General features: G+C 62.5%; 19 protein-coding genes. 12 read left to right on the top strand and 7 right to left on the bottom strand.

The genetic code is table 11. The annotated features are described in order from the left end of the window. Positions 1 to 28: 28 nt before the first annotated feature. From BC363_RS25680 to BC363_RS25665, 4 genes are all read left to right on the top strand, one after another. The gene (locus tag BC363_RS25680) at positions 29 to 811 is read left to right on the top strand and encodes an ABC transporter substrate-binding protein (protein ID WP_065780010.1); all 783 of its coding nucleotides are present in this window, start codon (positions 29 to 31) and stop codon (positions 809 to 811) included. Between the two features lie 169 nt (positions 812 to 980). Continuing rightward, on the top strand, positions 981 to 1,784 hold the full coding sequence (locus tag BC363_RS25675) for an ABC transporter permease (RefSeq protein ID WP_065780008.1): 804 nt from the start codon (positions 981 to 983) through the stop codon (positions 1,782 to 1,784). After that, positions 1,781 to 2,611 carry an ABC transporter permease gene (locus tag BC363_RS25670; protein ID WP_065780006.1) on the top strand — a complete coding sequence of 277 codons (831 nt, stop codon included), beginning with the start codon at positions 1,781 to 1,783 and terminating at the stop codon, positions 2,609 to 2,611. Before BC363_RS25675 ends, BC363_RS25670 begins: the two co-directional genes overlap by 4 nt. A gap of 168 nt (positions 2,612 to 2,779) precedes the next feature. Then, positions 2,780 to 3,046: an usg protein gene (locus BC363_RS25665; protein WP_065780004.1), complete on the top strand. Its 267-nt coding sequence runs from the start codon at positions 2,780 to 2,782 to the stop codon at positions 3,044 to 3,046. A 129-nt stretch (positions 3,047 to 3,175) separates the two neighbouring features. Here the strand turns inward: BC363_RS25665 and BC363_RS25660 are convergent, their stop codons facing one another. After that, on the bottom strand, positions 3,176 to 3,880 hold the full coding sequence (locus tag BC363_RS25660; RefSeq protein WP_065780001.1) for an SDR family oxidoreductase: 705 nt from the start codon (positions 3,878 to 3,880) through the stop codon (positions 3,176 to 3,178). 223 nt (positions 3,881 to 4,103) lie between these two features. Continuing rightward, a complete protein-coding gene (locus BC363_RS25655) occupies positions 4,104 to 4,829 on the bottom strand; it encodes a DUF2270 domain-containing protein (RefSeq protein WP_065779999.1) in 726 nt (241 codons plus the stop codon). 182 nt (positions 4,830 to 5,011) lie between these two features. On the opposite strand from BC363_RS25655, the gene BC363_RS25650 reads away from it, so the two are divergent. The 3 genes from BC363_RS25650 to BC363_RS25640 all read left to right on the top strand — a co-directional run bounded on the left by BC363_RS25650 (position 5,012) and on the right by BC363_RS25640 (position 7,540). Next, positions 5,012 to 5,839 (top strand): class I SAM-dependent methyltransferase, encoded by an 828-nt coding sequence (locus BC363_RS25650; RefSeq protein WP_065779997.1) that lies wholly within the window; start codon positions 5,012 to 5,014, stop codon positions 5,837 to 5,839. Between the two features lie 112 nt (positions 5,840 to 5,951). Continuing rightward, the gene (locus BC363_RS25645; protein ID WP_065779995.1) at positions 5,952 to 6,821 is read left to right on the top strand and encodes an NAD(P)-dependent oxidoreductase; all 870 of its coding nucleotides are present in this window, start codon (positions 5,952 to 5,954) and stop codon (positions 6,819 to 6,821) included. Then, a complete protein-coding gene (locus BC363_RS25640; protein ID WP_065779993.1) occupies positions 6,818 to 7,540 on the top strand; it encodes a DNA alkylation repair protein in 723 nt (240 codons plus the stop codon). The genes BC363_RS25645 and BC363_RS25640 overlap by 4 nt, the downstream gene beginning before the upstream one ends. 112 nt (positions 7,541 to 7,652) lie before the next feature. Here BC363_RS25640 and BC363_RS25635 read toward each other — a convergent pair whose 3' ends face one another. The 3 genes from BC363_RS25635 to BC363_RS25625 all read right to left on the bottom strand — a co-directional run bounded on the left by BC363_RS25635 (position 7,653) and on the right by BC363_RS25625 (position 9,503). After that, positions 7,653 to 8,141, bottom strand: coding sequence for an Lrp/AsnC family transcriptional regulator (locus BC363_RS25635; protein ID WP_025427268.1), 489 nt, complete (start codon positions 8,139 to 8,141; stop codon positions 7,653 to 7,655). Between the two features lie 65 nt (positions 8,142 to 8,206). Beyond that, positions 8,207 to 8,842: a uracil-DNA glycosylase family protein gene (locus BC363_RS25630; RefSeq protein ID WP_065779992.1), complete on the bottom strand. Its 636-nt coding sequence runs from the start codon at positions 8,840 to 8,842 to the stop codon at positions 8,207 to 8,209. Continuing rightward, on the bottom strand, positions 8,835 to 9,503 hold the full coding sequence (locus BC363_RS25625) for a thermonuclease family protein (protein WP_244519949.1): 669 nt from the start codon (positions 9,501 to 9,503) through the stop codon (positions 8,835 to 8,837). The genes BC363_RS25630 and BC363_RS25625 overlap by 8 nt, the downstream gene beginning before the upstream one ends. A 166-nt stretch (positions 9,504 to 9,669) precedes the next feature. On the opposite strand from BC363_RS25625, the gene BC363_RS25620 reads away from it, so the two are divergent. Both BC363_RS25620 and petA read left to right on the top strand, forming a co-directional pair. Next, positions 9,670 to 11,205 (top strand): HAMP domain-containing sensor histidine kinase, encoded by a 1,536-nt coding sequence (locus tag BC363_RS25620; protein ID WP_065779988.1) that lies wholly within the window; start codon positions 9,670 to 9,672, stop codon positions 11,203 to 11,205. 263 nt (positions 11,206 to 11,468) lie between these two features. After that, positions 11,469 to 12,035, top strand: coding sequence for a ubiquinol-cytochrome c reductase iron-sulfur subunit (gene petA / locus BC363_RS25615; RefSeq protein ID WP_065779986.1), 567 nt, complete (start codon positions 11,469 to 11,471; stop codon positions 12,033 to 12,035). A 39-nt stretch (positions 12,036 to 12,074) separates the two neighbouring features. Here petA and BC363_RS25610 read toward each other — a convergent pair whose 3' ends face one another. Both BC363_RS25610 and cobT read right to left on the bottom strand, forming a co-directional pair. Continuing rightward, positions 12,075 to 12,488 carry a diacylglycerol kinase gene (locus BC363_RS25610; RefSeq protein ID WP_065779984.1) on the bottom strand — a complete coding sequence of 138 codons (414 nt, stop codon included), beginning with the start codon at positions 12,486 to 12,488 and terminating at the stop codon, positions 12,075 to 12,077. A 226-nt stretch (positions 12,489 to 12,714) separates the two neighbouring features. Further along, the gene (cobT, locus tag BC363_RS25605; protein WP_065779982.1) at positions 12,715 to 13,731 is read right to left on the bottom strand and encodes a nicotinate-nucleotide--dimethylbenzimidazole phosphoribosyltransferase; all 1,017 of its coding nucleotides are present in this window, start codon (positions 13,729 to 13,731) and stop codon (positions 12,715 to 12,717) included. Between the two features lie 152 nt (positions 13,732 to 13,883). On the opposite strand from cobT, the gene BC363_RS25600 reads away from it, so the two are divergent. The 3 genes from BC363_RS25600 (at position 13,884) to BC363_RS25590 (ending at position 15,656) form a co-directional block, all read left to right on the top strand. Next, on the top strand, positions 13,884 to 14,672 hold the full coding sequence (locus BC363_RS25600; protein WP_065779980.1) for an adenosylcobinamide-GDP ribazoletransferase: 789 nt from the start codon (positions 13,884 to 13,886) through the stop codon (positions 14,670 to 14,672). Between the two features lie 64 nt (positions 14,673 to 14,736). Beyond that, a complete protein-coding gene (locus BC363_RS25595; RefSeq protein ID WP_065779978.1) occupies positions 14,737 to 14,958 on the top strand; it encodes a DUF1289 domain-containing protein in 222 nt (73 codons plus the stop codon). After that, positions 14,955 to 15,656, top strand: coding sequence for a TIGR02281 family clan AA aspartic protease (locus tag BC363_RS25590; protein WP_065779976.1), 702 nt, complete (start codon positions 14,955 to 14,957; stop codon positions 15,654 to 15,656). The genes BC363_RS25595 and BC363_RS25590 overlap by 4 nt, the downstream gene beginning before the upstream one ends. Positions 15,657 to 15,737: the final 81 nt, after the last annotated feature.

The following is a 15,737-nucleotide window of genomic DNA, read 5'->3' as shown; positions in this document are numbered from 1 at the left end:
CGGATGTCGGCCAACAGAGAGGACTATCATGCGTATTTCCAGACGGCTGGCAGCCGCCGCATCGGCTGCCGTTTTCGTGCTCATGGCTGGCTCGGCCATGGCAGATGGCGAAAAGGTCGTTATCGGCACGGAAGGCGCCTACCCGCCCTTCAACAACCTCGAATCCGACGGCACGCTGACCGGCTTCGACGTCGACATCGCGAAGGCCCTTTGCGTCGAGATGAAGGCGGAATGCACGTTCGTGACGCAGGACTGGGACGGCATCATTCCGGCACTGATCGCCAAGAAGTTCGACGCCATCATCGCGTCCATGTCGATCACTGCCGAGCGCAAGGAAAAGGTCGACTTCACCAACAAGTACTACAACACGCCGCCGGCGATCGTGGTGCCGAAGGATTCGCCGATTACCGACGCAACCGAGGCGGCCCTGGCTGGCAAGACGCTCGGCGCGCAGGGCTCGACCACCCACTCCAACTATGCCGAAGCGCATATGAAGGAAGCGGAAATCAAGCTCTATCCGACCGCGGAAGAATACAAGCTCGACATCGTCAATGGCCGCGTCGACGCGGTGATCGACGACGTAGTGGTGCTTTCGGAGTGGCTGAAGTCGGCTGACGGTGCATGCTGCAAACTGCTCGGCACGCTGCCGGTGGACCCCGTCATCAACGGCGAAGGCGCCGGCATCGCCGTGCGCAAGGGCGACGACGCGCTGCGGGAGAAGTTCAACAAGGCGATCGAAGCCATCCGCGCCAACGGCAAGTACAAGGAAATCAACGAAAAGTACTTCCCGTTCGACGTTTATGGCAGCTGATCAACGGCTTCCGGCCTGATTTCCTAGTGAATCATGCCGGAAAAACGTTGGTTCATGAAAAAAATGCAACGGCGGACGGCTTGCCCTTCCGCCGTTTTTGTTTGACAAGAACCTAAAACACAAGCGCGATCCATATGCATAAGAACAGCGCAAAGGGGAATTCTCTGACATGAGCGGGTTATTTGCCGGCTTCTATTCGATCCTAGCCTGGGTCGGCTCCATCGTGGATCCATTGTGCGGCCCGGTCGGCGTATTTCGCTGGCTGGCACCCGGCACGCTGCTGTCCTGCGGCGATGCAGGCTGGGGCGACGAGATCGCCTACGGCTTCGTTGTCACCGCAAGCCTTGCCATCGCGACTTTGCCCGTCGGCCTGCTGATCGGCTTCTTCGTAGCCCTTGGCAAGCAGTCTGAAGAGCGCACTGTCCGGCTCGCGTCGAATATCTACACCACCATCTTCCGCGGCCTGCCGGAACTCTTGACGCTGTTCATCGTCTATTACGGCCTGCAGATCCTGGTACAGCAGCTCCTGGCATCGTTCGGCTACGAGGGACCCGTCGAGATCAACGCCTTCTTTGCCGGCATGATCGCCCTTGGCGTGGTCTTCTCGGCCTATTGCTCCGAGGTTCTGCTGTCAGCCTTCAAGGCGATCCCGCATGGCCAGTACGAGGCGGGTGCTGCCCTCGGGCTTCATCGCAGCCGCACCATGCGGCTGATCATCCTGCCGCAGCTCGTGCGCATCGCCTTGCCCGGCCTCGGCAACCTCTGGATGGCGCTGCTGAAAGACACGGCGCTCGTCTCGGTCGTCGGCCTGCCCGACATCCTGCGCCAGACCGGCATTGCCGCCCGCGTCACCAAGCAGGCGTTCGAGTTCTTCGGCATGGCCTGCATCCTCTTCCTGGTGCTGGCCATGGTTTCGTCGATCATATTCTCGAACCTTGAACGCTGGACCAAACGCGCGGAGATGGGCCGATGAGCTTCGTCGAGACGATGATCCCGCCGCAGGCACCGCCACCGGCGCCGCCCAAGCCTTATACCCTCGCCCGCTTTGTCGGCAGCGTAACGCTCGGCATCTGGCTCGCCCTCGGCGTCGGCATATTCCTCACCGTCGTCAACGGCTGGGACCCGGCGAAATTCACCAAATACGGTCCGAGCTTCCTGTCCGGCCTTGGCGTCACCCTGATGCTGGTGGCCTGCTCGGTCGTGCTCGGCGCCATCCTTTCGCTGCCGGTCGCGCTCGGTCGCATGTCGAAGAACAAGATCTGGTCGTGGCTTGCCTATGCCTATGTCTACTTCTTCCGCGGTACGCCGTTGATCGCCCAGCTCTTTCTGATCTACTACGGCCTCGGCAGCTTCCGCCCGCAACTGGAATCGGTCGGCCTCTGGTGGTTCTTCCGCGAGGCCTGGAATTGCGCGCTCTTTGCCTTCACGCTGAACACCGCCGCCTATCAGGCGGAAATCCTGCGCGGTTCGATCGAGAGCGTGCCGCGCGGCCAGCGCGAAGGTGCAGCCGCCCTTGGCTTGTCGGAACGCATCGCATTCTACAAGATCATTCTGCCGCAGGCGATGATCGTGGCGCTGCGCCCCTACGGCAACGAGATCATCCTGATGATCAAGGGCTCGGCGATCGTCGCGATCGTCACGGTGTTCGACTTGATGGGTGAGACGCGCCGTGCCTTTTCGCGCACCTTCGACTACCAGATGTATGTCTGGGCGGCGATCCTCTATCTGCTGATGGTCGAACTGCTTCGCAACATCTGGGCCTGGCTGGAAAATCGCCTGACGCGGCATCTGAAACGCTAAAACCTGGCTATCGATCGAGTCATAAATGGCTTGGCAGCACTCCTCAAAGAGTGCTGCCAAGCCATTGTTATTACGCCAAAAGTTTCAGATTGGAGCAAATATTAGAACTTGATTAATAAATCAAGCGTTTCATCATAGAGACCAACCTTTGCGAAAAGTGAGGTTCATATGACGAACGAAATGGAACTGCAGCTGAAGGGCTACGGCGTGACCACGGCCCAGATCCTCTACCGCATGCCGGACCATCCGACGTTTCTGCAGACCTATATCTGGCAGCACTACGACATCGCCCCGGATTTCCCGGAGATGCACGGCTTCCTGAAGTTCTGGCAGGAAAAACTGGACGGCCCGCTGCATTCGGTACGCTACGTGCATCGCAAGCTGGTATCGGCCACCGAATGGCGGGCACTCAAGGGCGAGTTCATTCTGCACTGAACCCGCCCGCGACTGCATGATGCCTTGAACCGGATTCGATCCGGCACGAATATTATGCAGCCAGGTTAAGGCGTTACAGCGTCCTTCGCCTGTCACACTCGACGCACGGCGCTGTAGACAACGACGAAATCAGACCGAGCGGGTAATGCCACCGTCGATGCGGATGTTCTGGCCGGTGATGTAGGCACCCCGGTCGGTCGCCAGAAGCGCGATCAATTCGGCCACCTCCTCCGACGTGCCGTAACGCTTCATCGGGATCCGGTTGCGTCGCTCCTCCGTCTCCGGCAGGCTGTCGATGAAGCCGGGAAGCACGTTGTTCATACGGATATTCTCGGCGGCATACTGATCCGAGAACAGCTTGGTGAAAGCGGCAAGCCCCGAACGGAAGACGCCTGATGTCGGAAACAGCGGATCGGGCTCGAAGGCCGCATAGGTCGAGATGTTGACGATGCTGCCCGACTTCTGCTCGCGCATGATCGGCGTCACCAATCGTGCCGGACGAACTGCGTTGAGGAAATAGACCTCCATGCCCTTGTGCCAATCCTCGTCGGTCAGCTCCAGCACCGGCGCGCGCGGGCCGTGGCCGGCCGAATTGATCAGCGCGTCGATACGGCCCCAGGTATCATACGCCTTGTCCACCAGGCGCTTCAGGTCGTCGTTGGACTGGTTCGAGCCGGTGACGCCGAGACCGCCGAGTTCCTTGGCCAGCGCCTCGCCCTTGCCCGACGATGACAGGATCGCCACGCGGTACCCTTCGGCCGCCATCCGTCGTGCCGCGACCGCCCCCATGCCGGAACCGCCCGCCGTGATCACCGCTACTTTTTCGCCAGCCATAGTGTTGCTCCTGTTCGGCTTTTCTTACAGCGCCGCGCGTCAAATATGACGCCCAAAGGACGCTGTAACGCTTTAAACTTGCTGCATAATTTTGTCCTTAAATCGGATCCGATTTAAGGAATTATGCAGTAGCCGGGATAGAAGCAGTCCGCTGCGGCAATCTCAAATGACAAATTCTGAAGACAGCCACAAATGCACACATCCTTGCGGGAGGTATGCAGTGTCAGACGTGGACCTCGCCATGGGCAAGCTCGCCCTCACCCGGTTCCCTGTGCAGCGAGCCGTAGAGCACGACAGCGTAGAACAGCACGACCACCAGGATCACGGGCCAGCCCGGCAACGGGCCGAGCGCTGCATTCTCCGCGACATCGGTCCAGGTGCGCACGTGCCCGAAGGGCTCGCCATTGGTCGACATCTTCGGCGACGAGATCTTGAGCGCCCAGGCGAGCAGCAGGATCAGGTACATCCAGCAATAATTGCGCTGCAGCCGACGGCAGAGCGCCTCGCGGTAGCTCATCAGGAATGCCGGCTTGCGCAAGCTCTTGGCGATCGCCGCCGCCCAGTTGAGGTTCGGCGCCCCGTCCGGCGCCAGGATCTGTGCGAAGTATCCACGCTCGAGTTGGCGCACCCGGGCGCGGTAGACGTCGAAGAACCGGTAGCGCCGGGCCTCGATCAGAAGCAGCAGCGTGATCAGCAGCATGGCAAACAGCAGCACGCCATGATGGGAGGAAGGAGTCGACAACGATACCGACAACAGGGCGGCGACCACGGTAATCGCCCAGTTGGACGTGCGGTCGATGCGATCCCGCCAGCCGGCCATTCGCCCCATTTCGCCGCGATAATAATGCACGATGGCGTTAATCTGCTCCTGCGAGGTCTGGGGCAGCGGCGGCCCCTTCAGCTCCTTGATTTCCGTGCCCACCAGCAGCGGACCGAGTTCGGCGGCCATCGGCATTTCCTCCGTCTTTTCTTGTTGTTGCGATCATGAACCCTTTCCCCCCAAGGATAAATCCCGTGCTCGCCGCCCGCCGCCATTTTTTGCTTCTCAGTCGCCCTGACGGCGCAAGGATCCCGGTCAGCCGCGGCTTGCGGCGCATTGCCAAAAGCGGCCTTCGGACGTAAGAAGCGCGCATGACCCAGAACGCCACGAAAATCGACGAGGAAGCGCTGGCGGAAGCCTACAACCGCGCCCTCTCCCTGGAAAAATCCGGCAATTTCGATGCCGCGGCCGATGCCTATGCCGAAGTGCTGGCGCTCGATCCCGAGGATCACGGCGGCGCATCCGTGCGGCTCGCCTCGATGGGACGCGGCGAAACGCCTGTGAAGGCGCCGGACGCCTACGTCGCCACCCTTTTCGACCAGCACGCAGACGTGTTCGACAACGTGCTCGTCGAGCAGCTTGGCTACTGCGTTCCTCTGCTCGTGCGCCAGCGTCTGCAGGCGCTTGCACTCGGTCCGTTCAACCGCGTGCTCGACCTTGGCTGCGGCACGGGCCTGACCGGCGGTGCGCTCCGCGACATGGCGGAAGACATCACCGGCATCGACCTCTCCGAAAACATGGTCGAGATCGCCCATGAGAAGGATCTCTACGAAACCCTCTATGTCGCCGAAGCGGTGGACTTTCTCGACGACAACGACGACGAGCCCTTCGACCTGATCGTCGCAACCGACGTGCTGCCTTACATGGGCGCGCTCGAGGCACTGTTCTTCGGCGCGGTCGACAATCTCGTGCCCGGCGGCCTTTTCATCTTTTCCAGCGAAACGCTGCCTGCCGAGACCTTCGCCGGTCGCCCCTTCCTGGTCGGCCCGCACCAGCGCTTTGCCCATGCTGAGGCCTACCTGCGCGAACGCCTGACGGCGACCGGCTTCGAAGTGATCGAAGTCGGCGACATCACCGTGCGAATGGAAGAAGGCGAACCGATCGCCGGCCACCTCGTGATCGCCCGCTTCCAGCCTTAAGCAACGAAACAAGACCGGAGACGGAACAAGGTGCCCACCTGTTCCGTCGCCCCTTTCGCGCACCGGCGCCATCGGCTAAACCTCACCCAAAGCAATCGGGAGTGTTTTGGAAATGGCAAAGGTCGCATTCATCGGTCTCGGCGTCATGGGTTACCCCATGGCCGGTCACCTCAGGGTTCGTGGCGGACACGAGCTGACGGTCTATAACCGCACCTTCGCCAAGGCCGAAAAATGGGCTGCCGAGTTCGGTGGACGGGCGGTCAAGACGCCGGCCGAAGCGGCCGATGGCGCCGAATTCGTCTTCGCCTGCGTCGGCAATGACGACGACCTGCGCTCAGTCACCACTGGCAAGGACGGCGCCTTCGAAAAGCTGAAGGCCGAGGCCATCTTCATCGACAACACCACGGCCTCTGCCGAAGTCGCCCGCGAGCTTTATGAGGCGGCCCGCGCCCGCGGCGCCCATTTCGTCGATGCGCCCGTGTCCGGCGGCCAGGCTGGCGCCGAGAACGGTGTGCTGACGGTGATGTGCGGCGGCGACGAGCCCGCCTTCGAGCGCGCCAAGCCGGTGATCGACGCCTTTGCCCGCATGGTCGGGCTGATGGGGCCTGCCGGCGCCGGCCAGATCACCAAGATGATCAACCAGATCTGCATCGCAGGTCTCGTGCAGGGCCTCGCCGAAGGCATTCACTTCGGCAAGAAGGCCGGCCTCGACATCGAGAAGGTCGTCGACGTCATCTCCAAGGGCGCCGCCGGCTCATGGCAGATGGAGAACCGCCACAAGACGATGAATGCCGGCAAGTATGATTTCGGCTTTGCCGTCGACTGGATGCGTAAGGATCTCGACATCGTCCTGGCGGAAGCCCGCCGCAACGGCGCCAAGCTGCCGGTCACCGCCCTCGTCGACCAGTTCTATGGCGACGTGCAGGCCATGGGCGGAAACCGCTGGGATACCTCCTCGTTGCTCGCCAGGTTGGAAAAATGAGCCTTTCGCCGACCTCGAGCGCCGGCGACATCATCGAGCACCTGCGCGCGCAGCGTTCGCAGGAGAACCTCGCGGGCATGGCACGGTTCGGCATTGTCACCGAGACGGCTCTGGGCCTTTCGAATGTCGAACTCCACCGGATCACGCGACTGGTGAAGGTTGACCACGCCCGTGCGCTTGAGCTCTGGCGATCCGGTATCCGCGAGGCACGCATTCTCGCCGCCTTTACCGCCGACCCGAAGGCATTGACGCTCGACGAGGCACGACGCTGGGCTGAGGATTGCAATTCCTGGGAGGTCGTCGACACCGTCGCCGACGTCTTCGTGACCGCCCGGTTCGAACAGGTCCTGATCCCCGAGTTTGCGGCAGACACGCGCGAATTCGTTCGCCGCACCGCCTTTGCGATGATCGCGACCGCCGCCGTGCATCTAAAGAAGGAGCCGGATGCAAGCCTTCTTGCCTGGCTGCCGCTGATCGAGCGCCACGCCGAAGACGAGCGCAACTTCGTCAAGAAGGCAGTCAACTGGGCGCTGCGCCAGATCGGCAAGCGCAATGCCGCCTGCCATGGACCGGCGCTGGCGCTGGCCGAAAGACTTGCCGCCAGTTCCAACCGCGCGGCGCGATGGACCGGCAAGGACGCGGTCCGGGAACTGGGCAGCGACAAGGTCCTGGCGAGGCTCGGCCTCGCGGCGACGGGCCGAGACCAATCGAGGGCCTGACAATGGGCGCCGATCGAAGGAGGCATCGCGGCCGACAGGCCGAATTTCCTGCACCTTTGACAGCCAGGCGACCAGCGGCGTTGGGACCACCAACGCCGCCCGGATATCAGCCTCAATCCTCGCTGGATTTCGCCTGATCGATCATCATGTAGTCGAGCGGAAGCTCGGTCGTGTACTTGATCTGCTCCATGGCGAAGGCTGAGGAGACGTCGCGGATCTCGATCTTGGCGATCAGTCGCTTGTAGAAAGCGTCATAGGCGGCGATATCGGGGACGACGACCCGCAGGAGGTAATCGACGTCGCCGCTCATGCGATAGAACTCGACGACCTCGGGGAATTCGCCGACCACTTCCGAGAAACGACGCAGCCATTCGATCGAGTGCGTATTGGTGCGGATCGACACGAACACCGTCACCTTGGTGTTGATCTTGACCGGATCGAGCAGCGCCACCCGGCGGCGGATGACGCCATCCTCTTCCATCTTCTGGATGCGCCGCCAGCAAGGCGTGGTCGACAGGCCTACCTTCTTGGCAAGGTCGGCAACGGCCAAGGTGGAATCCTCCTGCAACAGGCGCAGGATTTTGCGGTCTAGACGATCCATGTATGTCCCTCTCGAATTATTTTTCTTTCTATAGCGCGAAATCGACAAAGATAAAGAATAATTTTTCAGGAAATCAACAACCTGACCCGCTCACGCAAAAACGGCAAAACATCCGCCTCGAACCAGGGATTGCGCTTCAGCCAGCCGGTATTACGCCAGCTCGGATGCGGCAACGGCACGATCGCAGGCACGGCATTGCGCAACGCATAGCGCCGCCAACCGGCAACCGTTTCGGTCATCGATTTCGGACAGTCCGGCCCGATATGCCAGCGCTGCGCATAGTGGCCGATGGCCAGCACCAGCTCGACCTGCGGCATCGCCTGCATTACCCTCATCCGCCAGAAGGGCGCGCATTCCCGCCGTGGTGGCAGGTCGCTGCCATGGGCGTCGTAACCCGGAAAGCAGAATCCCATCGGCACGATCGCCAGCTTGTCCCTGTTGTAGAAGGTTTCCCGATCGATCTCGAGCCACTGCCGCAGCCGGTCGCCGGAGGCGTCATTGAAGGGCAACCCGCTTTCATGCACCCGCAGGCCCGGCGCCTGTCCGGCGATCAGCACCCGCGCGGATCTGGAAATGACCGCAACCGGTCGCGGCTCGTGCGGCAGCCGGTCTTCCGATCCGCGCGCCGGCTGGTCACGACAGATGCGGCAGGCCGCGATAGCGGCGCGAAGCCCTGCAATATCATCCTGCTTCTCATGCATCGCCGATCCTCGCAAACAGCGCCGAGAGCTGTTCGGAAAGCCACAGCCGGATAGCATCGAGCCAACTATCCACGACATGCGGCGCCTCGTCCGCATGGCCGTTGCTGCGGCGCCAGGCTTGTGGCCGGGTGAAATCGCCACCCCAAAGCCCGACGTTCTGCCTTTCCGCCGCTGCTTCTTCTTTCCGATAGCGGCCGTAGCTGACGGCATAGCCGGTCGCGACCATCTCCCGTCCGATGTCTCGCCCATTCGTTTCGCACGTACCGAGATCACGGCCATATTTGTCGCGCCCGTGCAGCCGACAATGCGTCGTGGTGCCCGAAACCATCGCCCTCAGCCGCTGGCGAGCGTCGGCTCCGCAATCCCACTGCGCGCCATCGCGCTCACAGATCTGGCCGATCTCGGGCGCGTCGATGCCGTCGAGGCGTATGCGCCGGCCATCGAGGCGCAGGCTGTCGCCGTCGCTCGCGGTCGCCATCCCAGAGAGCTCACCCGTCACCGTCCGCTCCGGTGGCGGCAGCTGCGAGACGACAAAGGCGCCGGCGCAGAGCAGCAGAAAGAAGATCCAGCCGCCGATGGTTCCCATGCGCCCGGCAGGGGCGCCACCCTCAGCACCCCTTCTGCCGCCCGTGAACCGATATCTGGATCTGCCCGATCTCAATTTGCTGCGCCCCGTCCGCTTTGCAACGCCCATTGAAGCCGCAAATCACGATCGCGCCACAATCACGATCGCGCCACAATGGTTGTCGAATCCTTCATGTCAGGCAGCAACTTCTTAAGGATTGCTCACTAGACTGCAACCAGCTGTAACCTTTGCATATAAGAGCATGAGTATCGCCGTCAGCACATCGACAGATAAGATCATTGTCGACAAGTCGCGAAGCCATCGAAACAAGGCCGTTTCGAAGACAGTGCGCGCGACGCGCGAACGGCTGCAAACCGGTTCGTCTGCGCCCTCCGGCTTCGAACGCGAAATGCTCAATCTCTATATTGGTTCCGCATTGCATGGCGCCATTGCCATGCCCTTGCTCGTTACCCTCATCACCGCCGTCGGCATCTATCTCTCCGGCAACCTGAGTATCGTCGTCTGGGCGATCATGACGTTGTCGGCCCACGCCGTCACCGTCTTCCTGGCGCGAAAGGCGCGCAAGGAGGACATGGCCGCCGACAAGGTGCCGGTGTGGCGCCGCCGCTTCCTGATCGGGCAACTGCTGATGGGCCTTTGCTGGGCGACGTTCGTGACGCAGGACTGCGCCACCTGCGGCGAGATCCGCTATGGCTTCTTTGAAGGCGCCGGCCTGCTGATCGCACTTGCCGCCACCGCCATGGGCACCTTCCTGCTGCGCAACGCCCTGCTTTACACATTCCTGCCCGTCGTCGCTGCGCTCGCCTTTTCCTCGCTGACCACGGGCGATCCGGTTCATGTCGGCCTGACCGGCGTAATCTCGCTGTCTCTGCTGTTCCTCGTCTTCATGACCGACCGCATGAACCGCGCCAATGTGCATATTCTTTCGATGCAATCGGAGAAGGACGACCTGATCGCCGAGCTCGAAGTGGCAAAATCCATGTCGGACGAAGCGCGTCGGCGCGCGGAGGAAGCAAACCTCGCCAAGTCGCGGTTCCTCGCCTCGATGTCGCACGAGCTGCGCACGCCGCTCAACGCCATCCTCGGCTTCTCCGAGGTCATGTCGACCGAGGTTCTCGGGCCGCTCAACAACCCGACCTACAAGGAATATACCAGCGATATCCACCGCTCGGGTGAACATCTGCTCAACCTGATCAACGAGATCCTCGACCTCTCGCGCATTGAGGCGGGCCGCTACGACCTCAACGAAGAATCCGTCAGCCTCGTCGATATCGCCGACGATTGCATCGGCATGGTCCAGCTTCGCGCCCGTGCCAAGTCGATTAGCATCCATGCACAATTCGAGCAGGGCATGCCCGCCGTCTGGGTCGATGAAAAGGCCATGCGCCAGGTCATCCTCAACCTGTTGTCGAATGCGGTGAAATTCACCAGTTCCAGCGGCGAAATCACGGTCAAGGTGGGCTGGACGGCCGGCGGCGGCCAATATCTCTCGATCAAGGACAATGGCCCGGGCATTCCCGAGGAGGAAATCCCGATCGTGCTCTCCGCCTTCGGCCAGGGTTCCATCGCCATCAAGAGCGCCGAACAGGGCACCGGCCTCGGCCTGCCGATCGTGCAGGCGATCCTTGCCAAGCACAATGGCGAGTTCATCCTGCGCTCAAAGCTGCGCGAAGGCACCGAAGCCATCGCCATCCTGCCGGCCCGCCGCGTGCTTGAAAGCCTGCCCGCCGTCGAAGACGTGCCCGCCCCTGCCCGCCGCCGCAAGAGCTTCGCCTGATCCGTATCCGCTGAAACAGCTCGTGCCGCCACCTGCGGGCAGTGTGCGGTCGCGACCTCCATTGGCGTCGCCAGCATCCCCAAGCGCCAGCGCAATGCAACACCTTAATTCCGGAGCGAATTAAGCGTAAAATTGCGCGATAAAAGTGGGAAACCGCCACGCTTGCATTGCAACCGCGACAGCCGAAGGTCGGACATCCCTTCTGCCCCTCCGCCAGGGGCATGTCGCTCGACCGCGTGGCGCGACGGAAGGAGCGCTGTGGCATGAACATATTCACTGAAGAAAGGGAACCGACGAGGCGTGAATTCCTCTATCTTTCGACCGGCATTGCGGGCGCAGTTGGACTGGGTGGTGCTTCGTGGCCGTTCTTGAACCAGATGAATCCTGACGCCTCGACGCTGGCGATGGCCTCGGTCGAGGTCGACGTAGCCTCGCTTGAGGAGGGGGCGTCGATGACGCTCAGGTGGCGCAGCCGCCCGATCTTCATCCGCCACAGGACGCCCAAGGAGATCGAGGCGGCGAAAGCGGTCGCGATGGACGAACTCAAGGACCCGGTGGCTCGTAACGCCAATCTTCCCAGGGACCAGCCGGCCACCGATCTTGCGCGCTCGGCCGGAGAAGGACGGGAGAACTGGCTCGTGATGGTCGGCGTCTGCACCCACCTCGGCTGTATCCCGCTCGGCCAGGCCGGCGAATACGGCGGCTGGTTCTGCCCTTGCCACGGCTCGCACTACGACACGGCCGGCCGCGTCCGTAAGGGTCCTGCCCCGGAGAACCTGGCGATACCGCCGATGGTGTTTATCTCCGATACCGTCATCAAGATCGGTTAGCGCACGTCGTGCGCCCGTTTCGCCGCGAGATGTGTCGTCTCAGTCGATGAGGCCCGCGACAAAAATGACGTAGCCGGCATAGACCGTATTCGCGACGATGAGGCAAAGGCAGGCGAAGGAGCCGAGGTCCTTGGCGTTCTTGCCCATCTCCGAGATTTCCGGCGAGACGCGGTCGACGATCTCTTCGATTGCCGTGTTGATCGCCTCGAAGGCCATCATCAGCAGAAACAGGATCGCCATGGCGACGTATTGGAAGAATGTGGCGCCGGCGATTGTGAACGCGACCATCACCATCGCGAAGGCGATCAGCTCGTGCCGGAACGCAGCCTCGCCGATCAGCCGCTTGGCACCGCCCAGCGAATAGCTCGCGGCAGCGAACAGATGGCGGATTCCGGTCTGCTTTTCGACCGGTCCGGTCTGGCCGCGGCGGGGCGTGGTATTGTTGGCGTCCATTTCATCTCGACTGTCTATAAAACTGCGCTGCTTCGACATCGTCATTGAGGCGAATGCAAGGCGGTCTCGGTTGCAGAGGCGCCGGCGGTGGCTGCCGCGTGCATATGCGCCTCTGGATAGGCGAGAAGAATGCGGCCAGCAAGCCTGTCGCAGACAAGTGTGGTGCCTGCGACAGGCAATCGACAGCAAACGGTGGGCCTTCGCACGAAGGCCCGTCGTTTCTTCGTCAGTTCTTGTTGCTGACGCCAGCCTGCGCAAACGTCGCCATGCCGCCGTGGCAGGCGGCAGCCGCCTTGACGATGCCGGCGGCAAGGGCGGCACCCGTGCCTTCGCCAAGGCGCATGCCGAGCGCCAGCAGCGGAGTCTTGCCGAGCTTTTCGATCGCGCGCATATGGCCGGGTTCGCCGGAGACGTGGCCGATCAGGCAATGATCGAGCGCCGACGGGTTGGCCGCCTTGAGGATTGCGCCGGCAGCGGTCGCCACGTAACCGTCGATGATGACGGGCACCTGCTGCATGCGGGCCGCCAGGATGGCGCCGGCCATGGCAGCGATCTCGCGGCCGCCGAGGCGGCGCATCAGCTCGAGCGGGTCGGACAGATGATTGCGGTGCAGCGCGACCGCCTTTTCGACCGCAGCGATCTTGCGCTTCAGCACCTCGCCTTCCGAACCTGTGCCCGGCCCGACCCAGTCTTCCGCCGTGCCGCCGTAAAGGCCGAGATTGATCGCAGCAGCGATCGTCGTGTTGCCGATGCCCATCTCGCCGATGCACAACAGATCGGTACCGCCGGCGACAGCTTCCATGCCGAAGGCCATGGTGGCCGCACAGTCGCGCTCGGAAAGTGCCGCCTCCTCGGTGATGTCGCCGGTGGGATAATCGAGCGCGAGGTCGAAGACCTTCAGGCCGAGATCGTGGCTGACGCAGATCTGGTTGATCGCGGCGCCGCCGGCGGCAAAGTTCTCGACCATCTGTGCCGTGACCGACGACGGAAATGGCGTGACGCCCTGACGGGTGACACCGTGATTGCCGGCAAAGATCGCGACGAGCGGCCGATTGACCGCCGGCGGCTTGCCCGTCCAGGCGGCCAGCCAGAAAGCGATCTCCTCAAGACGCCCGAGCGCGCCCGGCGGCTTCGTCAGCTGCGCATCGCGATCGCGCGCGGCAGCCAGCGCGGCCGAATTCGGGCCCGGGAGGTTGCGCAACAATTCGCGGAAATCATCAAACGGCAGGCCGCTGGCACTCATGGGGAGGAATCCTTGCATATCGTGAAGCTCAATCCACGCTCCTCATAGAGGGCGCGCAAATTTCGGGCAACGACATTTGCGCCAATCCGCGTCGCCGGAGCATGATCCGGCGAAAGGGCATCGATTCGGCGCGCCCGGGGTTTGGAGGGGCCATGACCTATCTTCGCGACTTTTGTGACGATCTGGCGCGCTCGGTCGCCTTCCTCAGCCGCATCCATATGCCGCAACGCCATTTCGTCGATTATGACGGCCGGCTGAACCGTGCCGTTCGCGCCTTTCCGTTGGCGGGACTGTTGATCGCCCTGCCCGCAGCCGCCATCGCCTCCTTGCTGATGGCGCTCCAGGTCAGCTCCCTGTTTACGGCCTTCCTGGTCGTCGCCGTGCAGGCGCTGGTGACCGGCTGCCTGCACGAGGATGGGCTGGGCGATGCGGCCGACGGCTTCGGCGGCGGGCGCGACCGGGAGGCGGCGCTGGTGATCATGAAGGACAGCCGCATCGGTTCCTATGGCGCCGTTGCGCTGATCCTCTCCTTCGGCCTTCGCGTATCGGCGCTGGCGTCCTTCCTGCCGTTGTTTACCCCGACCGGCGCCGGGCTCATGATCCTGGGCGCCGCCGCCCTCAGTCGTGCGGCGATGGTCTGGCACTGGTCGCGCCTGCCGCCGGCTCGCCGTGACGGTGTTGCCGCCTCGGCCGGCGAACCCGACCCGGCAGCCACGTCCTTCGCGCTTGGCTCAGGCGTGCTTGCCGCCATGCTGCTTTTCTATTTCGCCAAGGCCCCGGCACTCGCCCTCCTTCTCACACTTGTCGCCTTCGTCGCGACCGTTGCCGCCTTTGGCCGTCTCGCCACCCGCAAGATCGGTGGCCACACCGGCGACACCATCGGCGCGACACAGCAACTGACGGAAATCGCCATCCTCGGTGCCCTTGCACTGACGGTTTGAAAAGCCGATATAATCAGTCGAAACAACGGCCCACCCCACAACCCAGGACCTTCAGCTCAGGACCATGGAATCTCCCTGCATTCTCGTCTGTTCGATCGACGACAGGACCGGCTACTGTTTCGGCTGCGGTCGCACCCGAAATGAGATCGGCGCCTGGACGCTCTACACCGACGCCGACAGACACGCGATTATGTTGGCCCTGCCGGCAAGGCTTGAAACGATGGAGCGAAAGCCCCGGCGCGAAACGCGCCGCACGCGCATGGCCAGGGAACGTGGCGACGCATGACACGCCTTTTGATTTTGCTCTCGATCCTGGCGATCGGCCTCCTGTTGCTGATCGTCAACCATGACGCCGGCCGCACCTTCGGACTGGCGAATGACGATTTCGGCCAGCTCGTCTCGCTCGGCGCAATTGCCACGCTGTTGAGCGCCGGCATCTGGCAAAGCCGTCGCCGCTTTGGCGTAGGCGCCCGGCAGGCAGCGATCTGGCTGCTCATTTTGCTGGCCCTCGTCTCGGCCTATGTCTATCGCTTCGAGCTACAGGGCTTCGGCAACCGGGTGCTTTCCGGTCTGATACCGGGTCGCGCCACCGTCATTACCGACAGCGAAGGCCACCAGGAGGTGGTGCTGCAGAAGATGATCAACGGCCATTTCGAGACGAATGCCGCGGTCAACGGCAAAGAGATCAACATGCTGGTCGACACCGGCGCCAGCAGCATTGCGCTGACCTACGAAGATGCCGAGCGCATCGGGCTTGATCCGGCAAAGCTGAGCTACACGATGACGGTCATGACCGCCAATGGTCAGGCGATGGCGGCACCCGTGCTGCTTTCCGAGGTCGCCATCGGCCCGATCGTGCGCAACGACGTCCGCGCAACGGTCGCAGCCGAAGGCAAGCTCGACCAGAGCCTGCTCGGCATGAGCTTCCTGTCGACTCTCGACTCCCTGCAGATGCGCACAGACCAGCTCCGGCTGCGCGACTGAACGGGATCTGCGGCAAACGCTTCTTCTTGAACGCACTGGTTCAGGGCCCACCTCAGTCTGTCGACCACACGGGCGGCCCTG

The sequence above is a fragment of the Ensifer sp. LC384 genome, assembly GCF_001695865.1.
Classification (GTDB): Bacteria; Pseudomonadota; Alphaproteobacteria; order Rhizobiales; family Rhizobiaceae; genus Ensifer.
The sequence above is the reverse complement of the archived record's forward strand: the minus strand, read 5'-3'. Positions and strand labels throughout refer to the sequence as shown.

Coding starts and splice junctions, on each gene's coding strand:
- BC363_RS25650 (WP_065779997.1), top strand. CDS start 5,012: ATGACCCAGAACGCCACGAAAATCGACGAGGAAGCGCTGGCGGAAGCC.
- BC363_RS25665 (WP_065780004.1), top strand. CDS start 2,780: ATGACGAACGAAATGGAACTGCAGCTGAAGGGCTACGGCGTGACCACG.
- petA (WP_065779986.1), top strand. CDS start 11,469: ATGAACATATTCACTGAAGAAAGGGAACCGACGAGGCGTGAATTCCTC.
- BC363_RS25600 (WP_065779980.1), top strand. CDS start 13,884: ATGACCTATCTTCGCGACTTTTGTGACGATCTGGCGCGCTCGGTCGCC.
- BC363_RS25635 (WP_025427268.1), bottom strand. CDS start 8,141: ATGGATCGTCTAGACCGCAAAATCCTGCGCCTGTTGCAGGAGGATTCC.
- BC363_RS25630 (WP_065779992.1), bottom strand. CDS start 8,842: ATGCATGAGAAGCAGGATGATATTGCAGGGCTTCGCGCCGCTATCGCG.
- BC363_RS25655 (WP_065779999.1), bottom strand. CDS start 4,829: ATGGCCGCCGAACTCGGTCCGCTGCTGGTGGGCACGGAAATCAAGGAG.
- cobT (WP_065779982.1), bottom strand. CDS start 13,731: ATGAGTGCCAGCGGCCTGCCGTTTGATGATTTCCGCGAATTGTTGCGC.
- BC363_RS25660 (WP_065780001.1), bottom strand. CDS start 3,880: ATGGCTGGCGAAAAAGTAGCGGTGATCACGGCGGGCGGTTCCGGCATG.
- BC363_RS25610 (WP_065779984.1), bottom strand. CDS start 12,488: ATGGACGCCAACAATACCACGCCCCGCCGCGGCCAGACCGGACCGGTC.
- BC363_RS25595 (WP_065779978.1), top strand. CDS start 14,737: ATGGAATCTCCCTGCATTCTCGTCTGTTCGATCGACGACAGGACCGGC.
- BC363_RS25670 (WP_065780006.1), top strand. CDS start 1,781: ATGAGCTTCGTCGAGACGATGATCCCGCCGCAGGCACCGCCACCGGCG.
- BC363_RS25590 (WP_065779976.1), top strand. CDS start 14,955: ATGACACGCCTTTTGATTTTGCTCTCGATCCTGGCGATCGGCCTCCTG.
- BC363_RS25645 (WP_065779995.1), top strand. CDS start 5,952: ATGGCAAAGGTCGCATTCATCGGTCTCGGCGTCATGGGTTACCCCATG.
- BC363_RS25640 (WP_065779993.1), top strand. CDS start 6,818: ATGAGCCTTTCGCCGACCTCGAGCGCCGGCGACATCATCGAGCACCTG.
- BC363_RS25675 (WP_065780008.1), top strand. CDS start 981: ATGAGCGGGTTATTTGCCGGCTTCTATTCGATCCTAGCCTGGGTCGGC.
- BC363_RS25620 (WP_065779988.1), top strand. CDS start 9,670: ATGAGTATCGCCGTCAGCACATCGACAGATAAGATCATTGTCGACAAG.
- BC363_RS25680 (WP_065780010.1), top strand. CDS start 29: ATGCGTATTTCCAGACGGCTGGCAGCCGCCGCATCGGCTGCCGTTTTC.